Here is a 24,933-nt window from a genome sequence, read left to right as displayed (position 1 = left end):
CCGCTATTCCTATTGCGCTCAAGAATTCATAGTTTAATTTTATGTTATTTTACAGAATTTGCAAGGACACTATAATTTTTTCTGTAGTTTCTGTTCATCTTGGAACAATCATACAATGAGATAAATCGTCCTTCACCAAAACGCATTACAGCAATATGAGCAATGCATCCTTTATCCAGAACAATTGCCGCAGCTTTCGCGTCATCTTCAGTATTTCCAAGGCAATACGCACCATCGTTATATGCAAAAACCGCATTTATATTTTTCTTTACACTAAGAGGTGTTCCTTCTGATGTGGGAATCCTCAAGCTGGTTCCGATAATCTGTGCAAAATCATCCAAAAGCGGCCTCATATGATTAACTCTTCTGGAGATAGTCATTACAGCCTCTGATTTATTATGAAAAATGTAGGAAATATCAGGTCTTTTCGAATATATCGTCTGATGAATAAGCTTAATTCGTTCAGGCGTATCGCTTCTTTGGTAAACTATTTTACCATCTTCCAGTTTACTTGAAAATCCTTCTTCTACATCATTTGAAATATCAGTCTTACAAATATTAAAGATATATTTCTTTGCAGCTATCTCAAGCTTAAGGGCCTCTTTATAGGCGTCGTTTGCATTATGACCAAATGCAACAATACCGTGATTAGCCATAATTATACTTCTTGCATCGGCATTTTTACTCGATGCCTCTTTTACATTATCTGCAAGCTTTTTAGTACCGGGCAGCGCATATTGTGCCACAGGAAAAACAACTTTCTTCTCTTTATGTTCTGCCTTTAAACGTTTCTTCCCCAAAGCCCCCACACAGGTAGCATATACCTGATGTGTGTGAATAATAAACTCCGCATCATTTCTTATGCTGTAGATTGCTGCGTGAACAAGACTTTCACTGGAAGGTTTATAATCACCGGTATATGAATTATCCTCTATGGAAACTATAGGTAACATTTCCGGTGTCAGGTCCTCATATTTAATTCCGCTTGGTGTAATGAGATAATGCTTTTCATCAATCCTGGCACTTACATTCCCCCATGTTCTTACTATAAGTCCCTGTTCCAGAAGAGAGAGACAAGTCTCGATTATCTCCTCCCTTAATCTTTGTAATTCTTCTTTTGTCTTCATAAAAATAATCTTCCACTATTTTCTTATTTGTCCATCACCTGTGATGGCGTATTTATATGAGGTGAGCTCTTTAAGCCCCATAGGTCCTCTTGCATGAAGCTTTTGAGTGCTTATTCCAATCTCAGCACCAAAGCCAAACTGAAAACCATCAGTAAATCTTGTTGAAGCATTTACATATACACAGGCAGCATCTATTCCCTTAAGGAACTTCTCAGCAGTTTCCTTATCCTCGGTTATAATGCTTTCAGAATGTCCGGTATTATATTTATTAATATGTTCTATCGCTTCATCTACATTATTAACAGTTTTTACAGAAAGAATGTAGTCAAGATATTCCGTTCCAAAATCTGCCTCTGTAGCAGGCTTTGCATCAGTCAGGATCTTTATGGATTCCTCATCAGCCCTAAGTTCAACATTATTTTTAGCCATTTCTTCCCTGAATTTTGGAAGAAACTCTTCCATGATGTCCTTATGCACTACAAGAGATTCAGCAGCATTGCATACCCCTATTCTCTGAGTTTTAGCATTAATGATTATCGGAATAGCCTTATTTATATCAGCAGCCTTATCAACATAAATGTGACAATTACCGCTTCCTGTCTCAATTACAGGAATCTTACTGTTTTCACAGACTGTTTTTATAAGTCTTGCACTTCCTCTTGGAATAATGACATCTACATATTCACGAAGTGTCAACAGCTCATTAACAGCACTTCTGTCAGTAAAGGGAATGAGCTGAATAAAATCTTTCGAATATCCTTCCTTTTCGATTGCATCACGAATTACATTAGTTATTGCCATATTGGATTCGATAGCATCAGAACCACCCTTCAGTATTACAACATTACCTGCTTTAAATGTCAGACTGAAAGCATCCGCAGTAACATTGGGTCTTGATTCATAGATAATCCCGATAACTCCAAGCGGTACTGAAACCTTTTTAATATTAAGTCCGTTTTCCAATGTCCAGTCATCCATGACCGTCCCTACAGGATCAGGTAGTCCTGCAACCTGTCTTATTCCTTCAGCCATATCATTAATACGGTTGTCAGTTAGTCTTAATCTGTCAAGGAGTCCTTCATGCATGCCATTTGCAATTCCGCGCTCTATATCACGTTCGTTAGCAGTTAAGATATTAGCGGCGTTTTCAACCAGAGCATCAGCAACCTTTAAAAGAACCTTGTTTTTGCTTTCTTCGTCAAGCTTCAAAAGTTCAAACTTTGCATCAAAAGCCTTCTTACCCATGCTGTTTATAGTGTCTTTAATATTAGCTCCTGTACTCATAAACGTATTGTCTCCTTGTCTGTCAGTATAGTGGTCACCTTGACATCGTGTTTATTCATATAACATGATAAGTCTTCCTTTATAAGCTGGAAGTCATATCCTATTGCTGCAATTTTCATCATTCCATTAGTTAATTCATCACTAAAGCGTATCAGGAAATTGTCATAATACCCACCGCCATAACCTATTCTGTTTCCGGATTTATCAAAAACAAGTCCAGGAAGAATAACCAGAGTATTCTCTTTATTTGCGGTAAATATTTCAGAGTTATTATTTAAAGTCGGCTCAGGAATAGAATATTTTCCATCCTTCAATTCTGATCTTGAATTAATTCGCACAAATTCCATAACTCTATTTTTTGTATCTGTTATTTTGGGGCAATAAACCTTTTTTCCATCAGCAATAGCCTTATCAATAATTGAAGTCGTATCCGCTTCGCCTTTGGCACTACAGTAGATAAGAATATTACTGGCATCTTTATACTCATAGGAATTTTGTATATTTAAAGATAATTTATCATCAAGATTCTTCCTGATATCCTTATCCAAATTATCTCTCTTATTTTTGGCCATATCTCTGTAAAAACTTTTGCCGCTTCTATAATGAATTGCGATCTTTTCTGCAGTCCGGATTCCATCCATGGCAGCAGAAGTAATGCCACCTGCGTACCCCGCTCCTTCACCGCAAGGGTATAGACCTTCTATGCCGACTGCCTCGTAATTCTCATCTCTTGTCATTCTGACAGGTGATGAGGTTCTAGCTTCTACACCTGAAAAGATTGCTTCGTCTGAATCAAATCCTTCAATCATTCTGCCAAAATGACCCATTCCTTCAATAATGGATTTGTTGATGTCATCAGGCAGTATCTCATGTACAGGTGCAAATTCCCATAAACCTTTTATACAGGGAAGATTTCTCTTACTTTTATCCGTAGCATTTATTTCAACACCCAAGACACCATTCTTAAAATCATCAAAATATTCTACCGGAACCTTACCTCCTGCGAGTTGATAAGCTTTTTCCTCAAGCTTTCTCTGGAATTCAACACCGGCAAGTATTTCATCTGATCCGAAGTCCTTCGGTTCAACAGTTACTACGATAGCGCTATTGGCATTTTTACCATCTCTACCCGAATAACTCATTCCGTTAACACATAATCTTTTATCTTCAGAAGATGCATTAACTACATATCCTCCCGGACACATGCAAAATGAATATACTCCGCGTCCGTCACTACTCCTTGCGGTTACCTTATATGGTGACGGAGGAAGGCTTGTAGGATTATCTATACCATACTGGGACTTATTGATTAGAGCCTGGGAGTGTTCAACCCTAAGACCGACAGCAAACGCCTTGGGTTCCATAGTAATTCCCTGATCATTCAATGCATAAAAAGTGTCCCTTGCACTGTGTCCTATTGCGAGTACAACTACATTTGATATGAATTCCTGACCATCCTCGCAAACAACTCCACCTATTTTGTTATTCTTTATGATAAGTGAATTCACTTTCTTCTGAAAATAGAATTCACCACCCATTTCAATTATTTTATTTCTTATATTTTTGATTACAGTATGTAATACATCCGTACCAATATGCGGTTTGGATTCATACAATATATCTTCAGAAGCTCCGAAATTATGGAAAATCTTCAGGCACTCATAACCAAGCCCGTTCTTATCCTTGACCATGGTATTAAGTTTACCATCAGAAAAAGTACCTGCTCCGCCCTCGCCAAACTGCACGTTGCCATCAGGTAACAACGCTTCGCCTCTCCAGAAAGCTTCTACAGCTTCATGCCTTTTGTCTATGTCCATTCCACGTTCGATAACTATCGGGCAATAGCCTGAGACAGCAAGCTCATATGCGCAAAATAGTCCCGCAGGACCTGAACCAACAATAATAGGTCTTCCCGGATTATCGCCCGTGTCTCTTTTTAATTCATTATCCTCTTTGCGGTTATTCGGAAAAACATATTTCTTTTCACTTACAATCGCAGCTGATTTACATCCGGATTTCTTTAATACTTTTTCTTCAGTAAAGCCTTTTTTATTTATACAAACGTCAACAACATAAACATCCATTATCTCGGTTTTCTTCCGTGCATCAATTGAATGTTTTCTTATTATAAGTTTACTTATATCCGATATATCGACTTTTAATAATTTTGAAACCTTTTTTGTCAGTTTCCTTTTTAACTGATCGTACTGTTCTTCCCTATTTTGAGGTAAGCGCTCAGTACCACTATTTACTAATTTTACAGAACTAATTCTTATCATAAGCAGCTCGCCGCCTCTCCTGCTATATAACCGCTGGTCCATGCCCACTGCAAATTATAACCGCCACATCTTCCATCAACATCGCAAAGTTCCCCTACAACAAAAACTCCGGGAGCTTTCTTTGCCTGAAGATTATCGTCAAGTTCACCAAGGCTTATTCCGCCTTTGGTAACCTGAGCTTTTTTATATTCTGCAGGTTCCTTTATTTCAATTCTCAGATCCCTGTATTTTTGCAATATACAAATAAGCATCGACTCTCCAATATTTTTTATCTTCATTGAGCCGCTGAACTTCATTCTTTTCAGAATCATCTCGTTAATGTTTGAATTACAGAAACCTTCCAATAATTCAGAAAGTCTCCTCTCTCCTGGAAGACTGATAAGCCCTTTAATAAGGTTACTGAATTCATCGTCACTATATTGCGGAAAAAAGTCGATAGAACAGGTTACCGGTCTGTTCTTGGAAATATGTTCAGCAATGATACCTGATGCCTGCATGACAGGTATCCCGGAAACACCCTTCTCCGTTATCTGTACTTCGCCATACTCAGAACATATAACTTCATCACCTATAAGAAATGTCACGTTAGCCAAGGCTCTTACGCCGCTTTTTGCAGGGAGCGTATCGTCCTCTGAAAGTAGCCCCACAAGAGCAGGGAAAGTCTGTTTCTTCTCCAATCCAAGCTTTTCACATATATAATATCCATCACCTGTAGAACCGGTGGTTTTAGGCCCTGCAAGCCCACCAATCGCCAGGATTACAGCTTTAGCTGAATACTCATTTTTGTCTGACTTTAAGCTGATACTTCCATCACCGTTCTTTGAGATATGTTTTAACTGCTCATTGAAAATAAACCTGACTCCAAGTCTTTTACACTCGTTAACAAGAACATTTACAACCGAAGTCGCCTGACCTGATACCGGATAAAGATAACCATCCTCACTATTAATCACAAGCCCTAACGATGTGAAAAATTCACATGTCTCATGGACTCCGAAAGTTCTTAGCCAATTCTTCATCCTTTTTCTGGCGTTGTAATTATAATCATCTTCGGATATATTCAGGTTGGAAAGGTTGCATCTGCCGTTTCCGGTCATGGAAAGCTTTTTCCCACATGAATCAGTTTTTTCAATTACAGTAACATCCGCTCCATCCCTTGCAGCAGCTATAGCAGCGCAAAGTCCTGAAGCACCTGCCCCACAAACAATTACATGATTATTCAAAGACAATTCTTAATATCCCTTTCACTCTGTATATAATAATCGCCCCATAAACGTTCGTTGACAATAACCAGCTCTTCTCTAAAAACGCCGCTTTATATCAGAAGCTCACAAAAAGATGTACATTAACGATTACTGTCACCATAAATTCTATCGGAGACAATGGCAAAATAGTCACCTAAAGGCATGCGCTCTACCTCGTATCTGTTGACACTCTTTAAAACAATAAGCAAAAGCATGTATAGAACAAATGCCAGTACGATAGCAATTATCAATGTCAGAATCTCTCCTATGAGATTAACAAGTAATCTGTCAATAAGTAAAGCCACAAGACCTGCCAAAGTAGCTGCAACTAAAGGCATCACAATGTTTCTTACCATCATAAAATTGACATCCAGCATCACTTTTATCTCTATCATTCCCAGTATGCCCTGGATTATAAACATTGCAGCAAACGCAGCAATCGACGCATGTATTCCAAAGCCGCCGGCATAACTCATCGCCATCAAAACCACCAGATGAATCACTACTCCTAAAATCAGATTACTCATCATGATCAGATTATTCTTCAGCTGCTTAAGAAGGAATGTCTGGAAAACAATAATAGCCCCTGGAATAATTATCGGTATTGAAAGAATAACCATGTCTATACCGGCTTCATTACTTTTTCCAAAAATAACCGTATTAAAGGTTTTCGCCAAAATCATCATCCATATCACAATAGGGAAAATAAGCATTGCTTCAAAATGAATAAGACTCTGAAGTCTTACTCTTGCTGCTTTGTAGTCTTTCTTCACAATACTTATATGAACGCCGAACCATGATTTTACAAAAGGAATTGATGAAGCAAATACAAAAAATACAACCAAAGCAACACATTGACCAATGTATATGCCCCAATTATCTATATTGCTCTCCTGCGGATGAAGGTGATGAGCGACATTAAGATATATACACTCATCAATGAACAGTAGCAAACCACCTGTAGATGCTATTATTCCACTTATAATAAGATCCTTAACGCATTCATTTTTCTGTTTTAAATTCACAGGAGCACTGCTTTCAGTTAATTCATTTAAATCATTTCTCCTGATCAAAACCATTATTACAACAAATATAAAACTAATTATTGAACTTAATGATATTCCAAGTGCAGCTCCTATTGCTCCATAGGCTGGTGCTATATCATTTACATGCATTAACGCATCGACTTTTTTTCCATAATCATATATAGCGTTTGACAGAAAGAAAATAGTAATGACTGTAATGATCGTCAAAATTGCATCAGAAACAACTGAAACAATGGCAAATCCCGAGCCACTAAGATAACCTCTTAATACCCCCTGAATGCTCAAAAATAAAAATGCAGGTGAAACCAAAAGCAAAACATAGAAGCTTCTTGGTGAGTGAAATACAAACTGAGCAAAAACTATGGCAAACACTGCAACCATTAAAGATAAAACAATGCCAAATACAACGCTTATTATCATTAGCTGCCTTACATTCTTCTTTGCAGATAACATCTGACCTCTGCTTAATCTCTGGCGAACCATCTCTCTGGTTGTTGATTCAAAGGCGCAAATAAAAACGCAATAAGCAATTATGAAAAGTGATATGGGTGCTGCAAGAAAGCCTACCCCGTCTGCACCGGTTATATCAAAAAAAACAACAAGCAGTGCCATAATCGCAAGTATAAAAATCATAGCGGATGCCAAAACGACATCAGGTCTTATCCTCATCTTTTTACTCATACCAAACTCCCACCTTTCACTTAATGAAACTTTAGTCTCTGGTAATATTAAGTGACTGTAAAACTTCTTCCTGCTTTTTCTCCATTACAGCTGCTTCATCTTCCTCCATATGATCATACCCACATAGATGCAGCATGGAATGAGCAACAAGAAATGCAAATTCCCTCAGTTCGCTATGACCGTACTCACTGGCCTGCTCGCGAACTCTTTTTTCGTTTATCACGATATCCCCTAAAACAACAAGCCCGCTCTCAGGATCTATTACATCAATTCTCTGGGCCCCCTCTACCACAGAGAAATCTCCGGGCTCTTCAAAATCAATATTAGGGAAGGATAAAACATCTGTGGCAGAATCTATATTTCTAAATTCTGCATTCATCTCCTTTATTCCTTCATCATCGGTTATAACCAGGCTTATCTGAACATCAAAAGGGCAGCCCTCGGTCTCAAGTACTCTGGCTGCAACTTTTTTCGCCAACTCTTCAATATCAAATGAAAAATTGGCATCCACCTCATTATCAACGAAGAAAATCATAATAAAGCTTCTCCTTCTTCATAAGTGTCTTCATTCGCTCTAATTCATAAAGTGAAATATTATAGTTATATAATTCTTTATTTTCCAGTTTATGACGGAAAATTTTCTCTATAAGATCATCATAATTAATTTTTGTATCTTTGTTCTTTTCAAACAAATACAAAATTGATTCGATAAGAGTTTCGCTCATATATATTATACCCGCTTCTTTTGAAAGTTGCTTACTCCTATCATTTTTTATATATTCCTCAAGATAAATAATAGCTTCCTCAGGGAAATTGTTTTCCAGGTAAAAATGCTTTACATCCTCCCAGGACTTGGAACCATCAATCACACCAATATTGTAATAATAGGACATGGTTTTTACTGCTCTTGCATTAAGCCCCAGATCCAGTGCGATTCTTTCAGCAAGGTATGCAATATGGATAGCTTTAAAGTATGCATCCTTATCTGTTTCCTTAAGCTGTACCAGTAGAGGATACTCTGTATCATTTATATCCATATACCTGTCATTACTCTTTCTAATGACATATACTCCAAACATGTTAAGCAGTATAAACATCAAAATAATGTTTATTAAAATATTTACTATTGGCACGATCAGCATTGCAAAAGACAATGATTTATTTTGAAAAAGTATATCAAAAGCAACGATCAAAGTTAACTGCAATGAAATAGATATAAAAATTGGTATACCGATTTTAGTTGTTTCATTTATATCCCGCAAAAGTACGAGTATAACAGCGCCTGCAAGAAAATACATGAAAAACTCTGCATATGAGCCTTCCTTTTCCAGCATTACCGAAAAGATAACCAGCATCGATCCTGAAAACAGACCTATTTCATTGGTTGAGAAAAGTCCCAGAAAAAGAAAAATAAACAGATATGGCCAAACCCCAACCGTCACAAGCGGCAACACCATGGAAATGATCAGACAGGCAAAGTATGAAATTACAAACCTGTTTCTTTTTTGCCCATTATCGTAGGAAAAAAGTTTTCTCTCTCCGGCATCATTAAGCATGTAAATCAGGATTCCGCCACATAAAAAACCTGTAAATGTATTTCTGATAATCGCTTCCGGCTTCAAATTATATAGAATAGAAAATCCAAACAGCATTAACCCCGTTACTATAAAAATCGAAGCAAAAAGAAGCTTTATTATACCCTCTTTTCTGTTAAGTGACTTTGTTCTTGCAATATTGTCTTTAATTTCTATGCTACTGTCCATGATTTAATGTCTTTCCCGCCTCTTTATTGCTTTTTTCTTATCTTCATTTATTTTAGATTTCTCAAAATCTTCATAAGCCTTAACAATCTGCTGTACCAATGGATGTCTTACTACATCTCTGCTTGTAAGATTGCAAAAAGCAATATCATCAATTTTCTTTAAAACCGCCTGGGCAATATCAAGTCCGGATTTTGTATCAGCAGGAAGATCCTTCTGTGAAGAGTCTCCGGTAATGATGACCTTCGATCCAAAACCAATTCTTGTCAAAAACATCTTCATCTGTGCAGGGGTTGTATTCTGTGCTTCATCCAGAATAATAAAAGCATTATCCAGAGTTCGGCCTCTCATATATGCAAGAGGTGCAACTTCAATCAGTCCCTTCTCCATATTTTTAACAAAATTGTCGGCGCCCATTATCTGATATAACGCATCATATAGCGGCCTTAAATATGGATCTACCTTACTTTGAAGATCTCCAGGTAAAAATCCAAGCTTTTCACCTGCCTCTATTGCAGGTCTTGTCAGGATTATCCTCTCCACGTCTCCCTTCTGAAAAGCCGTAATTGCCATTGCCATTCCCAAATAAGTTTTACCTGTTCCGGCAGGACCAAGTCCAAATACGATCATTTTCTTTCTGATGGCATCTACATACTTCTTCTGACCCAATGTCTTAGGCTTTATAGGCTTTCCGTTAACTGTATGACATATTACATCCCCATCGATCTGAGTAAGTATATTGCCCTGGGATTCTTCTTCATCCTCAGATGGATCCTCTGAAAGCTGAATAGCATAATTAACACTTTGTTCCTCAATCTCTGATCCTGTTTCAGAAAGATCTGCCAGTTCGCTTATTATATCGTAAGCCTTTTTAACGTTATCCAAAGCTCCGATAATATGAAGTTCACCACTTCTGTCTATTATTTCAACTTTAAGATTATCCTCTATTTTTCTAATATACTTGTCATGCTGTCCAAATATACTTTGCATCTCTTCAATCCCAAGATGCATCGTTTTCTCAGTAATATTACTCATTTATGATATGGTTCTCCGTTTATTATTCTGTATGCACGATAAATCTGTTCCAGTAGGATTACACGCATCATCTGATGCGGAAATGTCATATCAGAAAAACTGATTTTCCGATCACATGTCCGTAATACTTCATCAGACAAGCCAAGCGAACCTCCTATAATAAACTGCATTTTGCTGTATCCCATTACGCTTTCTCTATCAATAGTATCTGCAAATCCTGTAGATGAGTACTTTTTCCCATCAATTGCCAGGGCAAACTTTAAAGCTTTGGAATCCATGTTTTTTTGAAGTCTTTCCCCTTCTTTTTCTTTAATCTGTTTCTCTATTGCTTCCGGGGCATTATCAGGAGTCTTTTCATCCTGAACTTCTATAATATTCAATTTGCAGTATCTGGAAAGTCTCTTGGTATATTCCAATATAGCTTCATTCCAATATTTCTCTTTAATCTTTCCAACACAGAGAATATCTATAGCTATCAATTTTCATCTCCAAAAATTTTCTCGTAATAATCATCAACAAAAGCATCTATTAATTCTTCGCTGACGTTTACGTATTGTCTCATTATTCTTTTCTTTATATATTCTGAACGTTTGAAGTATAGATCTTCTTTATCTGTAAGATTCTCATATACTTCGTCGTCATCATACATATGCTCTTCAATATTTTCATAAGTGAGTTCCTGCTCACTCCATTTAGCTATTTTATCAATAACCGTACCTTCCTCAGTTGCCTTATCCTTAAAGATCTTATAGCTTCTAACTGCTAAAATCCCCATAACGAAAAACAGCACAAAAAGTGCTCCCATAACTCCGCAACTGAGATATTTATTAAACATTGGCATGTCAAGTGGATTTTTTATAAGAAAGATGATATCCCCGATTAGACCTATAGCTCCAACAGTAACTAGCATAATGCCTGATGACTGATTGTCCTCAGCTTTTTGCGCACTACTTTGATATACCATATTCCTCCCTCATCCGGCGCAAAGCGCCGCCTCCTCCCATAAAGGGAGAAGGCAAGAATAATTACTTATTACTTAAATATTCATCAATACCTTTAGCTGCAGCTTTACCTGCACCCATGGCAAGAATTACGGTAGCTGCACCTGTAACAGCATCACCGCCGGCAAATACACCTTCTTTTGATGTCTTACCATTCTCTTCTTCAGCTACGATACATCTTCTTCTATTGATCTCAAGTCCCTCAGTTGTGCTTGAAATAAGAGGATTAGGGCTTGTACCAAGTGACATAATTACTGCATCGCACTCAATTTCGAATTCAGAACCGGGAATTTCAACAGGGCTTCTTCTTCCGCTCTCATCAGGCTCGCCAAGTTCCATTCTGATGCACTTGCAGCCTTTTACCCATCCATCTTCGTTTTCAAGAATTTCAACAGGATTGCAGAGAAGGTCAAAAATGATTCCCTCCTGCTTAGCATGCTCAACTTCTTCTTTTCTTGCAGGAAGTTCTTCTTCACTTCTTCTGTAAACAATATGAACTTCTGCTCCAAGTCTTAAAGCTGTACGAGCAGCATCCATTGCAACGTTACCACCACCTACAACAACACATTTCTTAGGTCTCATAATAGGTGTAGTACTATCCTCAGAGAATGCCTTCATCAGATTGCTTCTTGTAAGAAACTCATTTGCTGAGAATACGCCAAGAGCCTGTTCTCCGGGAATATTCATGAATCTGGGAAGACCTGCACCTGAACCTATAAATACAGCTTCAAAGCCTTCATCCTTCATGAGGGAATCAACTGTTACGGACTTACCAATAACAACGTCCTTTTCAATTTTAACGCCGAGTGATTCAACGTTTTCAATTTCCTTCTTAACAACTGCATCCTTGGGAAGACGGAATTCAGGAATACCATAAACCAGAACTCCACCTGCTTCATGAAGTGCCTCGAAAATTGTAACTTCATAACCAAGTCTTGCAAGATCTCCCGCACAGGTAAGACCTGCAGGGCCTGAACCGATAATGGCAACCTTCTTACCCTTCTTTTCCTTAGCACCCTGAGGCTTAATTCCTCTTTCTCTTGCAGTATCAGCAACAAATCTTTCAAGTTTACCGATAGATACGGCTTCACCCTTTATACCTCTGATACACTTTCCCTCACACTGGCTCTCCTGAGGACATACTCGTCCGCATACTGCGGGAAGTGCACTTGATTCACTAATAGTCTGATATGCACTTTCTACATTGCCTTCCTTAAGCTCCTGTATAAACTTAGGAATATTGATTGAAACAGGACATCCTTTTACACACTGGGGATTAGGACAATTAAGGCATCTTGTTGCCTCATCAATTGCCTCCTGTTCATTATATCCCAGGCAAACCTCATCAAAATTGGTAGCGCGAACCTTAGGATCCTGCTCGCGAACCGGAACTCTTGTCCAAACGTCTTGTGCCATCTTTTATCTCCATCCTTTAAAAAGCCTTATTCACAGTTTCCACAACCGCCATGATGAGTATCGCCCTCCTGTTCTTTAAGAGCAAGACGACCCTCTTCGGTCTGATAAAGTCTCATACGTTTCATGGCCTGGTCAAAATCAACCTCATGACCGTCAAATTCAGGTCCATCTACACAGGCGAACTTAACCTTTCCACCAACTGTAAGACGGCATGCACCACACATACCAGTACCATCAACCATGATAGTATTCATGCTGACAACAGTTGGAATTCCAAGTTCCTTAGTCAGTTTGCATACAAATTTCATCATGATCATCGGTCCGATAGCTACACAATGGTCATATCTCTTACCTTCGTCATAAAGGTCCTGAAGACACTTTGTTACCATACCTTCTCTGCCATAAGATCCGTCATCTGTTGTAACATACAGGTTGCAAACAGTCTTAAATCTGTCTTCAAGGATTACGAGATCCTTATTCTTGGCTCCAATGATAACATCACAGTCTACGCCGTGCTCCTTAAGCCATTTAGCCTGAGGATAAACAGGAGCTGTTCCTACACCACCTGCTATGAATACTATTTTTTTCTTTTTAAGTTCTTCAATATCCTCATTACAAAGGTCTGAAGCATTACCTAAAGGTCCTACAACATCAGCAAGGAATTCTCCTGCCTTTTTACGGCAGATTTTTCTTGATTCTGCTCCAAGCGCCTGCACTACCAGCTCAACCGTACCCTTCTCTCTGTCATAATCGCAGATTGTAAGTGGTATACGCTCTCCGTCTTCTTCGGCACGAACAATAAGAAATTGTCCAGGTAAACATGTGCCGGCAACACGGGGAGCTTCTACGATAAGCTGATGGATATTCGCAGCTAGCTCATTAGCCTCTAAAATTTTGAACATTGCTCTCCTCCTGAATTTAAATTTGCTAATTGAATATTATTCTAAATATATATTATATACAACCTATTTTCAAGCTTTGACATATTAAAGCGTTAAATTATCGGTTAGATATGGTAATAAGAGTATATTTTCCGCTTGAATCATAGCCAAGCCTGTTTACTTTTCCATCATGTGTATTAACCGCATACAAAAGACCTGTTTCACTTGTATGACCATCAGGAAAAACATGTGTTTCTACGAATTTATAGTATTGACCTGAGCCTTCTATTTCAATATCACCACCGTAGACATAATCAAAATGTCCTTCCTCACTTCTGACTTTTCCTGTGGAATCAAGCAGAATATCAAGCTTTAACAAAATAGATATTATGCTTTGTCTGGCCTGTTCAACTGAAATAAGTGTTGTATATGTCAGATGATAATTTCTCTCAACAACATCACTGACATTGCCTTCAGAATCTACTGTTATAAATTTATAAGTTGAATTACCAATTGGCATGGAAATAGGTGAAATGTACTCAGTCGATGCCTCGGTGGGGTCACTTCCATCATTAGTGTAATAAATTTTGCAATCCGGATCACATACGGCTACAATCATGGTCGCCTGGGAGTATTCTCCGCTGTCCTCCATTATAACCGGTTCTGAAGGTCCAAGATTTTCAAGATGAAACAGAGCCTTCGAAACACCACTTTTTATTCCGTATTTATTAATTAATACAGCACGGATATTATAATCGCCCTCTTCCTCCAATATAAGCTCATCACCATATTTAATGCTGTTTTCATCAGGATCATTACCATTTACCGTATAGTAAATATCCCCTTTGGAATCATCGGTTATTCTCACATAAACAACTTCATCAAAGTCACCGCCATTTGGAGAAATCAAAGGTTCTTCGGGGAGAAAATCCGAATACTTCTCCCTGATTTCAGTAACGGAAGAATTATTTATAAGCTCATAAATAGCCTCGTAATCTTCTCTGTCTTTATAAATACCTACTACCTGATCGATAGCATTGCTCGCTATATCTTCACCAAATACAGTCTCATCTGTAAGAGTCAGAATTGTCAAAAGCGCATCATCCGTCTTTCCTGCTTCCCTTTGATACTCATACTTTGTGTATAAAAGATTCGCTCTGGTCTCAGGATCCTCGTCTGCTGAATTCTCAATAGCCTTATCAATTAGAGTAATAGCATTATCAAAGTCGCCTTCAACATAATAGTTCTCAGCCTGTTCCTCAAAGCTTGCTGACTCTCTGATTCCTCCAAACATAAATATAACCACAACCAGTAAAGCTATGATTATTCCAATGACCGTAATTGCAGGAATAACATAAGGCCTTAATTCACTTTTGTTTGCCTTCATTCCACTTAGCTTCTTTGTATAGAAGATGCTTTCGTTCTTAAGGGCATCGGCTACGCCGGACAAAGACTCATTTATTCTGTTTTCAACTTCCGGGTCAAATTCCGGGACAAAGTTAATCTCTTTTCCACAAGCTTCACAGTAAAGATGTCCTTCCGGAATTTCCTTCCCACAATTAGGACATTTCATAAAACTATTCTCCTGTTGCTGATTCGAGACAGTTGTTCATAAGCATTGCTATGGTCATCGGTCCAACGCCACCCGGAACTGGAGTTATATAGCTACACTTCTCTGAAACTCCTTCAAAATCCACATCACCGCATAGTTTTCCTGTATCCTGATTTCTGTTAATTCCTACATCAATGACAACAGCACCTTCTTTTACGTAATCTTCAGTGATCATTTTTGCTTTACCAACAGCGGCAATCAGAATATCTGCTCTTTTACAAACTTCTTTAAGATTCTTTGTTTTAGAATGTGCGATGGTAACAGTTGCATTTTCCCTAAGCATAAGAAGTGCCAAGGGTTTACCGACAATATTACTCCTTCCGACAATAACACATTCCTTGCCACTTATATCGATATTGGATCTCTTTAATAACTGTATTATTCCTGCAGGGGTACATGATACAAATCCAGGTTCGCCAATACATAATTCACCGACGTTCATAGGATGAAAACCATCTACATCCTTTCTCGGAGATATAGCATCAATTACAGCTTTCTCATCAATATGTTCAGGTACAGGCATTTGTACCAGTATTCCATGAACAGTTTCATCATTGTTAAGCTTATCGATAAGCTGTAAAAGTTCCTCCTGAGTAGTCTCTTCAGGAAGTTCATAGGATAAGGACTTAAAGCCAACATACTCACAGGCTTTTTTCTTATTTCTTACATATACCTGTGAAGCCGGATCAGAACCAACTAATATAACTGCAAGGCATACTTCAATGCCTTTACTTTCTTTAAGTTTTGCTGCTTTTGCTTTTACTTCATCCTTTACCTGCTGAGAAATCAGTTTTCCATCAATAATATTCATTCTATATCATCCTTTAATCAGAATAATCCTACAATATTGCCTTTATCATCAACGTCAATGTCAAATGCAGCCGGCTTTTTCGGAAGTCCCGGCATAGTCATGATATTTCCCGTAAGAGCAACTATAAAGCCTGCACCTGCAGAAACATAAGCATCTCTTACGTTTATCTCAAAGCCTGAAGGTCTGCCCAATAATGCAGGATCATCAGATAAAGAATACTGTGTTTTTGCCATACATACAGGCAGTTTTCCATATCCCATATCCACGATTTTCTGCAGTTGCTTTTTGGCAGCAGGCGCATAAATTACACCATCTGCTCCATAAATCTTCTTAGCTACAGCTTCGATCTTCTCTTCAGGTGATAAATCATCACTGTATATAGGTTCGTAAGCTGAGCTCTTATTCTCTAATGTATTAAGTACTGCCTTTGCAAGTGCTTCACCACCGGCACCGCCATGTTCCCATACTTCAGAAATAGCGAAATCACAATTTCTTGATTCACAGAATTCCTTAACATAAGATATTTCAGCTTCTGTGTCAGTAAGGAAACTGTTAAGAGTAACAACAACAGGCACCTTATACTGCTGCAAATTCTCAATATGCTTCTCAAGGTTAACAATACCTTTTTTCAAGGCATCAAGGTTCTCTTCAGAAAGGTTACTCTTAGGGATACCTCCATTATATTTGAGAGCTCTTATGGTAGCCACAAGAACAACCGCATCAGGCTTTAATCCATGCATTCTGCACTTGATATCAAGGAATTTTTCAGCCCCCAGATCAGCGCCGAAGCCTGCCTCGGTTATGGTTATTTCTGACATGTGCAGAGCCGCATTGGTTGCTCTTATTGAATTACATCCATGTGCAATATTGGCAAACGGACCACCATGCACAATAACAGGAGTATGCTCAAGAGTCTGTACAAGATTAGGCTTCATTGCATCCTTAAGCAGTGCTGCCATAGCACCAACAGCCTTGAGATCGCCTGCTGTTACCGGTTCGCCTGCATAGTTATAAGCGACAACAATCCTTGAGAGACGTTCCTTAAGATCATTCATATCCTTTGCAAGGCAAAGAATAGCCATAACTTCTGTAGCAACCGTAATTACAAAATGATCTTCCCTGACAACGCCATCCATTTTATTACCAAGTCCAACGACAATGTTTCTAAGAACTCTGTCGTTCATATCCTCACATCTCTTAAAGATGATCTGTCTGGTATCAATCTGAAGTTCATTTCCCTGCTGAATATGGTTATCAAGTAAAGCTGCAAGAAGATTATTGGCAGATGTAATGGCATGAAAGTCTCCTGTAAAATGGAGGTTCATGTCATCCATTGGTACTACCTGCGCATATCCACCACCAGTAGCACCTCCTTTGATTCCAAAGCAAGGTCCAAGTGAAGGCTCACGAAGTGCGATTACAGTCTTCTTACCAAGTCTTGAAAGAGCATCTCCAAGTCCAACGCTTGTTGTAGTCTTACCTTCACCAGCAGGAGTAGGATTAATAGCAGTCACAAGTACAAGTTTGCCCTGCTTATTATTTTTGATTTTCTCAAGATACTCCTCGGATAACTTTGCTTTATATTTTCCGTATAATTCAAGATCATCCTCGTCTATTCCGATATCCTGCGCAATCTTTTTTATTGGCCATATTTCTGCTTCTCTTGCTATTTCAATATCTGATTTAAATGCCATAATAATCTCCTCTCTTATGATGCATTATCTATCATCTGGTCAAATTGTTCTTTATTCATAAGAATTTTTCTGGGCTTTGTGCCCTCTTCAGGTCCCACAACACCGGCATCACTTAATTGATCCATTATTCGAGCAGCTCTGTTAAAGCCAATCTTATAAAGTCTCTGAAGCATGCCTATTGATGCCTTATCCTTTTCTATAATAGCTGCTCCCGCCTGTGCAAACAACGGGTCCAGATCAGAAGAGGTGTCCGCCGGGTCATTTCCTGCGGAGGATTGTGCTGATTTAGAAGAAACCTCTATATTGGAAATCTCATCCGAGACATTTCCTCCATAATTTGTCTCAACACCCTGATTCTTAACAAAATCAGTAACATCCGATACTTCATCATCAGAAACAAAGCATCCCTGTACTCTGGCAGGTTTATTATATCCTCTCGGGAAGAATAACATATCACCCTTACCAATGAGCTTCTCAGCACCATTACTGTCAAGAATCGTTCTTGAATCAACGCCGCTTGAAACCGCAAAAGCAATTCTGCTGGGGATGTTGGCTTTAATTAGTCCTGTTATAACATCAACAGAAGGTCTCTGAGTTGCAATTATCAGATAAATACCTGCGGCACGGGCCAGCTGTGTAAGTCTTACTATTGAATCCTCGACTTCATTTTTAAACTGCATCATCAAATCCGCAAGCTCATCAACAATAACAACTATTTCAGGCATTTTCTGCATTTCAGGATCATCTGCATTTGCACATGCAGCATTATAGCCCTTCAGATCACGTACCTTTGCATTCGCAAACTTTTTATATCTTGTAGTCATCTCAGAAACAGCCCAGTTAAGTGCGGCTGCAGCCTGCTTAGGATCTGTGACAACAGGAATAAGAAGATGCGGAATTCCGTTGTAAACAGATAACTCAACTATCTTAGGGTCTATCATAATGAGCCTTACGTCCTCAGGTGAAGCTTTGTAAATAATACTCATAATGATAGTGTTGATACATACTGATTTACCTGAACCTGTCGCACCTGCTATCAAAAGGTGAGGCATTTTAGCAATATCAGTAATTACAAGTTTTCCGGCAATATCCTTACCTATTGCAACTGAGAGATTTGATTTTGACTTCCGGAAATCTTCACTTTCTATAAGATCCCTTAAAGCCACCATCGTGTTCTCTTTATTCGGAACTTCTATTCCTACCGCAGATTTACCTGGTATAGGCGCTTCAATTCTGATATCTGTTGCCGCCAGATGCATCTTAATATCATCTGCAAGATCAACAATTTTTCTTACTTTAACACCGGCCTCAGGCTGAAGCTCATATCTTGTAACAGAAGGTCCCTGGCTGATATCGGTAACTGTTGCATTAACATGAAACGTCGACAGGGTATCCTGTAAAATCATCGCTGTTTCTTTAAGATGCTTTGCTGAATCCCCCTTGCCTTTTGAACCTTTTTTCAAAAGATTGACAGGCGGGAATTTGTATTCTGCGGCAGGCTTCTTCATAATTTCTTTCTCTTTTTCCTGTCTTTTTATCTCAGCCTCTTTATTTTTGGTTGTTGTTATATAATCTGTGCTGTGAACAGCATACTCTCCGTTATAATCAGGAGCAAGATTCTCCGAATGAATAGGTATATCATCCATAGTGTCAGTACTTTTTTCTTCCCGAAGCCTTGCGACAGGTTTGTAATTCTTCACAGCATGCAAAGCCTCAAGTGCTGCTGAATCATCTTCATCATCAACCTGATCCTGATCATTCTCATCATAAGAAACTTCTTCAGTTTCGCTATCATCTTCGATATACCGGTCACTAATGTCAATAATATGATGTGACGATTCATTTTCATGTTTAACCTCGGTCTTCATTACAAACTGACCGTCAGGTTCTGCTTCAGTTGTCATTCCCGGTCTGAATCTTATTTCATGTATGTCATCATGAATTTCTTCTTCCGGAATATAGAACTGACTATTATCTTCCTCTTCATCGATCTGATTGATTCCATGAATTCTGAATTGCTGCTCTTCGTCATGCTCCGGAGTGTCATTTTCCCGATAAATATCCGTCTCTTCATATTCTTCCTGATCATCTGCGTCAAGAAGAGTATTCATGCTGACACCAGAGACTTTCTTATCCATTCTGAGGATCTTAGCATCCTCTTTTTGTTCAAGAAGGAGCTGTTCCTCTTCCTCAAGTCTCATGCGTTCTTCTTCACGGAGTTTCATGCGCAGATCCATTCGCTCTCTATAATCCAAAGCTCCCTGCCTTGTTCTCTCAAGCACATGCCTTCCGCCGCGCTTTACACCGTTAAGCATAGACTTCTGCGTGAATAGTGAAATTCCTATAAATCCTGCTACAATCATTAAAATAAGAGTTCCTGCAAGAGACAGGTTATGATAGGTGAGGTATGTAAAGCTTCCACCTATAAATCCACCACCATTATGCGCTGAAGCCGCACTGTTATATATCTCACCTGCATTGTATCCGGTCATCCCCTGTACCCTGCCGGTGAACAATTCAAAAAACATTGAGAACACCAGTAATACCAGGTATCCGGAGAATATTTTCCTAAGTGCTGCAGGACTTGGTCCGTTTGACAGCAGTAATGCTCCGGTAGCAAAAAGGATTATCGGCATAATATATGCAATTATGCCAAACAAGCCGAACAAAATACTGCTTACCGCATTTCCAAAAATACCGCAAATACCAAAATTACATAAAAATAAAAAGATCGTTAGCGCTGCAAAAACAATTAGAGCTATCTCGCTCTTAACTGCATAATCCAGTGGTTCATAATTCTGTCTTACTCTGGAATTCCTTCTTGCTGCCGTAGATCTTTTTCTTGTGTTTGTCTTTCTGCCCGTTGTAGAGCGTTTTCTTGAATTACTTGTAGCCATATTTACCCTTAACTTTTTTCAAAACTTTTCCCCGGTATATATCTTGCAAAAAAGGCACATACCTTGAAATAGTATATCATTTTTAAAGTCTTTGTGCTATACTTAACACGCTCAGTGATAACGTAATTCTATTTTTTGGAGGAATTTACATATGGAATTCAGACAGGAACTTGAAACCGGTCTGCTCAGACAGATTGGTAACACTGAAAGCACTCTTAAGATAAAAGAAGTAGCTTCCAAATGTCGCTTATTAAAAACAGAAAACGGACTTAAAGTTGACCTTTCCTATACAGGTCCTAACGCCAGCAAATATCTTCAGTACGTTGAGAAACATCGTGAAGAGCTTACAAATTATCTTCTTCACCCGGATGATGCTGATTTATATGAATGGATGGAGACAAGTCATCAGACACCTCTTACATTAAAAAAGCATGAGAAAGAAAAGCTTATTTTATATGTAAACTTTGATCCCGACACAATGGTTCTCATGACAGGTATTGCTGACGAAAACGTAACCATGAAGTTGGGTACTCCCCTCATGGAAATCTGCTTAAAGAACATGACCAGAGCCGAATTCAAGCTCGCTATTTACGACATGCTTCTTCTTGCTGATGAGATTGCAATTGCAATGGGTAATGTTGAACTTAAGAAGATGGCTAACATTGAAATGGTTAAGACCTATCTTTCAGAGATTTACGATAAGTTTAATGACAGTCCTATAATAGACTGATAATCAGTAAGTTATCCTAAAAACAACACATAAAAGCTCCACCAGGTACAATTCATATGAACCGGTGGAGCTTTTATGTCAGTAAAAACACTTGATGATGTCTCTGCAAACCTGATCAATTTTTCTTACTTATGACTTTTTGAATTCATAAAGTACTCTTCTGCCGAGATTCTCACCATAGTTTCATTATAATATTCTTTTAACATTGAATTGAAAAGATTCTCATTTCTGTGATGGTACATCATCCCACATTTTTCCGTAACTTTTCGTGATTTATCATTGCCGTCAAAAAAACTGCACCATACAGCACTGAGTCCTATGTCAACAAAGCTGTATTTTACAAGTTCAGACAAAGCTTCGACCGCATAGCCATTCCCCCAATAATCATGGCCTATCCAATAACCGATTTCAGCCTCATCCTCTCTGAATATCCCACGCTTTTGATCAGCCCCGATTCTAAGCCCTATGCTTCCAATGGGAATATCAGGATTGTCCCTTAATGTTATGGCAAATTCTCCATCATCCACAAGAATCGTTCTTATTATAGCCTTGGAATAATTCGCATCTTTGTGTGGAAGCCATCCGGCACCCTTCCCGATAAGGGGATCACTTGCCATTCTATATAAAATTTCAGCGTCTTGCTCCTTCCATTTCCGAAGAAGCAGACGCTCTGTTTTAATTATTCCAACCAAGATCAGTTGTTCTCCTTTGCAACGAACAAAGTACCTACATGCTTTTTATTAATAATATCATATAAATTGTCTGTGTTATTACCATTTGTAATAAGCACATCAACACCCCTTGAAGTTGCAAGTTCAGCTGCCTGAAGCTTTGTTACCATTCCGCCGGTTCCTCTGTTAGAACCGCTTCCCTCAGCAAGCTCATATATTGTATCATCAATATTCTCAACTCTGCTGATAAGCTTCGCATCAGGATATTTAGAAGGATTCTTATCATAAAAGCCATCTATATCCGACAGGATAATAAGTTTACATGCTCCGCAAAATACAGCTACTATAGCCGAAAGCATATCATTATCAGAAAAGAGCTTCTGATCTGATTCAATCTCAACATGGCTTACTGAGTCATTTTCATTAACAATAGGAATAATATGATTTTCTAAAAGTGCATCAAATGTATTGGTAAGGTTTTCTTTTCTTATAGGATTCTCAATATCATCATTATCGAGAAGAATCTGCCCTACAAGTCTACCGTATTCACCAAATAATTTATCGTAAAGATGCATAAGTTCACATTGTCCTACTGATGCAGCAGCCTGTTTCAATCTCAAATCCTTTGGTTTTTGAGAAAGTCTCATTTTATTTGCCCCAACTGCGATCGCACCAGAACTTACAAGCACCACATCATAGCCAAGATTCTCTATTCCTGCCAGTGCTCTGCAAAGAAGGTCAATCTGGTGGATATTTAATCCGCCATTCTCGTTGGTTATAGTCGATGTTCCGACTTTTACAACAATTCGCTCTTTTCTAATTTTCTTTCGGCTCATATTTTTTCCCTATATTCCTCAGTTGTCAGTATCCACAATTCTGTTAAAGTAATAGTCCACACAACCGGTTGTGTTACTCTTTACATACTTATAATTAACTCTGATAATCGTCGTGGCAAACATGCTGTTTTCACTGGTATTCTTATTATCATGTACAACTACCTGACGTTCATTACTCAAAACAACCTTTTTATTGTTCTGGATTGTTGTCCAGTACAGAGTAGGCTCTGTGATATCTCCGGTAGTAACATTCTTATACTTACCAACCTGAATAGAAGTCAGTACGTAATTATTTGACATTGTAACATTAAATTTGCCTTTTGCAAGTTCTGTCACATAGTTTGAATTACCAAGAAAACCGGGCTTTGTTGAAAGTTCCTGTCCTTTAAATGTAGCCTTAGCAACAGGAGTTGCTGCATTTATAATTGCAAAATATTCCTGATTATCTACAGAAAACTTGAATTTATAACGTCTGGCAGCTGTGGTATAAAAAGAAAATCTGTATGTGACTCTGTCATTTTGCTCATCAAAGCTTACATAGGTTCTCTTATACTTAAGCTTCTTGTTGCACTTAATGTTCTTAATCTTTGCATCTTCATCATTGATTGTGACAGAAAGAACATTTTTTGCAAAAGAACCTGGAGTAATGGTTACTGTATTATTACCAGTCTCTTTATATACAAGATTGCCCTTTTTATTTAATACCTGTGTTGTCTCACTGACATCTACTTTTGTAGCTGCCTTAACATTAATTGAATTTGCAGGAACACCGCTTACGATGAAAGCTGCTGCAAGAATTGATGCTATTATCCCCCTAATTGTATTCCCCGCTTTTTTCATATATTACCTCCTAATATTATGTTTATATTTTATGCCTAAAGACCATTCTAACCACAAGTAGACATAATTGCAAGAATAAGTTACGGCATAAAAAAAGCGCCAATCGGCGCTTTTTTAGTGGATTAGGCGGGAGTCGAACCCGCGTCCAAAAACCCATCCCCTGTCCTTCTACTGTCATAGCTGGCTATTGTGGCAAAGCCAATTCCCTCTTATAACCGGAAGCCCGCGCCCTAATATAAGAAGTAGCCCCTGATACGCCCATGATTACGGAGCAATCATCACGTCGTTTCCTGCAAAGTTGACGTAGATTGCTAAATGTGCAGGTGCACTTAGGTCTACGCGCCGCACTTAGGCAGCGAGTGCTAAATTATCTTCAGCGTTTATATTTAAGTTTGAGGTTTAACGCACCATCCTGCGGACAGCTTCTCCAGCTTCAGAATCCCTGTCGAAACCTTTACTAACCCTTATTAAATTTTCAGGCATTCAGCATTTGAATAACAAACCACGAATGCCTAATAAGTATATCGGCAATTTCAAATAAAATCAACCGGCTATATAACATTTTTGACGATTATCTAAGGCTTACCTTATAATCTCTCATAGCTTCTCTCTGCTGATCTCTCTTAGCAGTTGATTCTCTCTTGTCATAGAGCTTTTTACCCTTTGCAAGACCAATCTGAACTTTAACCCTACCATGCTTAAAATATACCTCAAGCGGAACAAGAGTATATCCCTGTGCCTGAGACGCCTGATCCAGCTTTCTTATTTCAAGTTTATGCAAAAGAAGTTTTCTCACACGAAGCGGATCTTTATTAAAAATATTTCCCTTTTCATAAGGGCTTATATTCATGCCACAGATAAATGCTTCACCCTTATCAATACTTACCCAGGCTTCCTTAATACTGCATTTTCCCTGCCTGAGAGACTTTACCTCAGTTCCAGCAAGACTGATTCCTGCCTCATATTTTTCTTCAATAAAATAGTCATGGAAAGCTTTTTTATTATTTGCTATCAGTTTAATCTTGTCATCAGCCATGATGAACTCACCTCTATTCTAGTAATATGATATCTTGTTTTGGATAAAAAAC

At 38.4% G+C, this 24,933-nt stretch carries 21 protein-coding genes and 1 other RNA gene; 1 reads left to right on the top strand and 21 read right to left on the bottom strand.

Annotated elements, in window-relative coordinates; translation table 11 throughout:
* Positions 1 to 44: 44 nt before the first annotated feature.
* The 16 genes from T501_RS19730 to T501_RS00930 all read right to left on the bottom strand — a co-directional run bounded on the left by T501_RS19730 (position 45) and on the right by T501_RS00930 (position 20,768).
* Positions 45 to 1,127, bottom strand: coding sequence for a class II aldolase/adducin family protein (locus T501_RS19730; protein ID WP_050008042.1), 1,083 nt, complete (start codon positions 1,125 to 1,127; stop codon positions 45 to 47).
* Positions 1,128 to 1,142: 15 nt separating this feature from the next.
* Positions 1,143 to 2,411 carry a glutamate-5-semialdehyde dehydrogenase gene (locus tag T501_RS01000; RefSeq protein ID WP_044912729.1) on the bottom strand — a complete coding sequence of 423 codons (1,269 nt, stop codon included), beginning with the start codon at positions 2,409 to 2,411 and terminating at the stop codon, positions 1,143 to 1,145.
* Positions 2,408 to 4,690, bottom strand: a complete 2,283-nt coding sequence (locus T501_RS00995; RefSeq protein ID WP_081842986.1) for a 5-formyltetrahydrofolate cyclo-ligase — start codon at positions 4,688 to 4,690, stop codon at positions 2,408 to 2,410. Before T501_RS00995 ends, T501_RS01000 begins: the two co-directional genes overlap by 4 nt.
* Complete coding sequence (locus T501_RS00990; protein ID WP_050008041.1) at positions 4,687 to 5,913, bottom strand: BaiN/RdsA family NAD(P)/FAD-dependent oxidoreductase; 1,227 nt, start codon at positions 5,911 to 5,913, stop codon at positions 4,687 to 4,689. The genes T501_RS00995 and T501_RS00990 overlap by 4 nt, the downstream gene beginning before the upstream one ends.
* Positions 5,914 to 6,035: 122 nt before the next feature.
* Positions 6,036 to 7,661: an MATE family efflux transporter gene (locus tag T501_RS00985; RefSeq protein WP_044912727.1), complete on the bottom strand. Its 1,626-nt coding sequence runs from the start codon at positions 7,659 to 7,661 to the stop codon at positions 6,036 to 6,038.
* A gap of 31 nt (positions 7,662 to 7,692) precedes the next feature.
* Positions 7,693 to 8,196: an rRNA maturation RNase YbeY gene (gene ybeY / locus T501_RS00980; RefSeq protein ID WP_026509368.1), complete on the bottom strand. Its 504-nt coding sequence runs from the start codon at positions 8,194 to 8,196 to the stop codon at positions 7,693 to 7,695.
* Positions 8,180 to 9,424, bottom strand: coding sequence for a hypothetical protein (locus T501_RS00975; protein ID WP_044912725.1), 1,245 nt, complete (start codon positions 9,422 to 9,424; stop codon positions 8,180 to 8,182). Before T501_RS00975 ends, ybeY begins: the two co-directional genes overlap by 17 nt.
* A 3-nt stretch (positions 9,425 to 9,427) precedes the next feature.
* Positions 9,428 to 10,456, bottom strand: coding sequence for a PhoH family protein (locus T501_RS00970; protein ID WP_044912723.1), 1,029 nt, complete (start codon positions 10,454 to 10,456; stop codon positions 9,428 to 9,430).
* Positions 10,453 to 10,932 carry a 23S rRNA (pseudouridine(1915)-N(3))-methyltransferase RlmH gene (gene rlmH, locus T501_RS00965; protein WP_044912924.1) on the bottom strand — a complete coding sequence of 160 codons (480 nt, stop codon included), beginning with the start codon at positions 10,930 to 10,932 and terminating at the stop codon, positions 10,453 to 10,455. Before rlmH ends, T501_RS00970 begins: the two co-directional genes overlap by 4 nt.
* Positions 10,932 to 11,420 carry a hypothetical protein gene (locus T501_RS00960; RefSeq protein WP_044912721.1) on the bottom strand — a complete coding sequence of 163 codons (489 nt, stop codon included), beginning with the start codon at positions 11,418 to 11,420 and terminating at the stop codon, positions 10,932 to 10,934. Before T501_RS00960 ends, rlmH begins: the two co-directional genes overlap by 1 nt.
* A gap of 61 nt (positions 11,421 to 11,481) precedes the next feature.
* Complete coding sequence (gltA, locus tag T501_RS00955; RefSeq protein WP_044912719.1) at positions 11,482 to 12,873, bottom strand: NADPH-dependent glutamate synthase; 1,392 nt, start codon at positions 12,871 to 12,873, stop codon at positions 11,482 to 11,484.
* Positions 12,874 to 12,899: 26 nt separating this feature from the next.
* Complete coding sequence (locus T501_RS00950; protein WP_026509374.1) at positions 12,900 to 13,775, bottom strand: sulfide/dihydroorotate dehydrogenase-like FAD/NAD-binding protein; 876 nt, start codon at positions 13,773 to 13,775, stop codon at positions 12,900 to 12,902.
* A gap of 97 nt (positions 13,776 to 13,872) precedes the next feature.
* Positions 13,873 to 15,327, bottom strand: a complete 1,455-nt coding sequence (locus tag T501_RS00945; protein ID WP_026509375.1) for a chitobiase/beta-hexosaminidase C-terminal domain-containing protein — start codon at positions 15,325 to 15,327, stop codon at positions 13,873 to 13,875.
* 4 nt (positions 15,328 to 15,331) lie between these two features.
* Complete coding sequence (gene folD, locus T501_RS00940) at positions 15,332 to 16,177, bottom strand: bifunctional methylenetetrahydrofolate dehydrogenase/methenyltetrahydrofolate cyclohydrolase FolD (protein ID WP_044912718.1); 846 nt, start codon at positions 16,175 to 16,177, stop codon at positions 15,332 to 15,334.
* A gap of 17 nt (positions 16,178 to 16,194) precedes the next feature.
* Positions 16,195 to 17,871 carry a formate--tetrahydrofolate ligase gene (locus T501_RS00935; protein WP_026509377.1) on the bottom strand — a complete coding sequence of 559 codons (1,677 nt, stop codon included), beginning with the start codon at positions 17,869 to 17,871 and terminating at the stop codon, positions 16,195 to 16,197.
* 14 nt (positions 17,872 to 17,885) lie between these two features.
* A complete protein-coding gene (locus tag T501_RS00930) occupies positions 17,886 to 20,768 on the bottom strand; it encodes an FtsK/SpoIIIE family DNA translocase (RefSeq protein ID WP_044912716.1) in 2,883 nt (960 codons plus the stop codon).
* 151 nt (positions 20,769 to 20,919) lie between these two features.
* On the opposite strand from T501_RS00930, the gene T501_RS00925 reads away from it, so the two are divergent.
* Entirely contained in the window at positions 20,920 to 21,498 is a 579-nt protein-coding gene (locus T501_RS00925) for a hypothetical protein (protein WP_026509379.1), read from the top strand.
* Between the two features lie 125 nt (positions 21,499 to 21,623).
* Here the strand turns inward: T501_RS00925 and T501_RS00920 are convergent, their stop codons facing one another.
* From T501_RS00920 to smpB, 5 genes are all read right to left on the bottom strand, one after another.
* The gene (locus T501_RS00920) at positions 21,624 to 22,190 is read right to left on the bottom strand and encodes a GNAT family N-acetyltransferase (protein ID WP_044912714.1); all 567 of its coding nucleotides are present in this window, start codon (positions 22,188 to 22,190) and stop codon (positions 21,624 to 21,626) included.
* A 2-nt stretch (positions 22,191 to 22,192) separates the two neighbouring features.
* The gene (gene proB, locus T501_RS00915; protein WP_026509381.1) at positions 22,193 to 23,005 is read right to left on the bottom strand and encodes a glutamate 5-kinase; all 813 of its coding nucleotides are present in this window, start codon (positions 23,003 to 23,005) and stop codon (positions 22,193 to 22,195) included.
* Positions 23,006 to 23,023: 18 nt separating this feature from the next.
* Complete coding sequence (locus tag T501_RS00910) at positions 23,024 to 23,845, bottom strand: hypothetical protein (protein ID WP_044912712.1); 822 nt, start codon at positions 23,843 to 23,845, stop codon at positions 23,024 to 23,026.
* 115 nt (positions 23,846 to 23,960) lie between these two features.
* Positions 23,961 to 24,309: a transfer-messenger RNA gene (ssrA, locus tag T501_RS20580) on the bottom strand.
* A 107-nt stretch (positions 24,310 to 24,416) separates the two neighbouring features.
* Positions 24,417 to 24,881 carry an SsrA-binding protein SmpB gene (gene smpB, locus T501_RS00905; protein WP_026509383.1) on the bottom strand — a complete coding sequence of 155 codons (465 nt, stop codon included), beginning with the start codon at positions 24,879 to 24,881 and terminating at the stop codon, positions 24,417 to 24,419.
* Positions 24,882 to 24,933 lie beyond the last annotated feature (52 nt).

It is taken from the genome of Butyrivibrio sp. WCE2006 (assembly GCF_000701985.1).
Lineage (GTDB): Bacteria > Bacillota > Clostridia > Lachnospirales > Lachnospiraceae > Butyrivibrio.
Note: the sequence above shows the minus strand (reverse complement) of the source record. Positions and strands in the feature narration are given on the sequence as shown.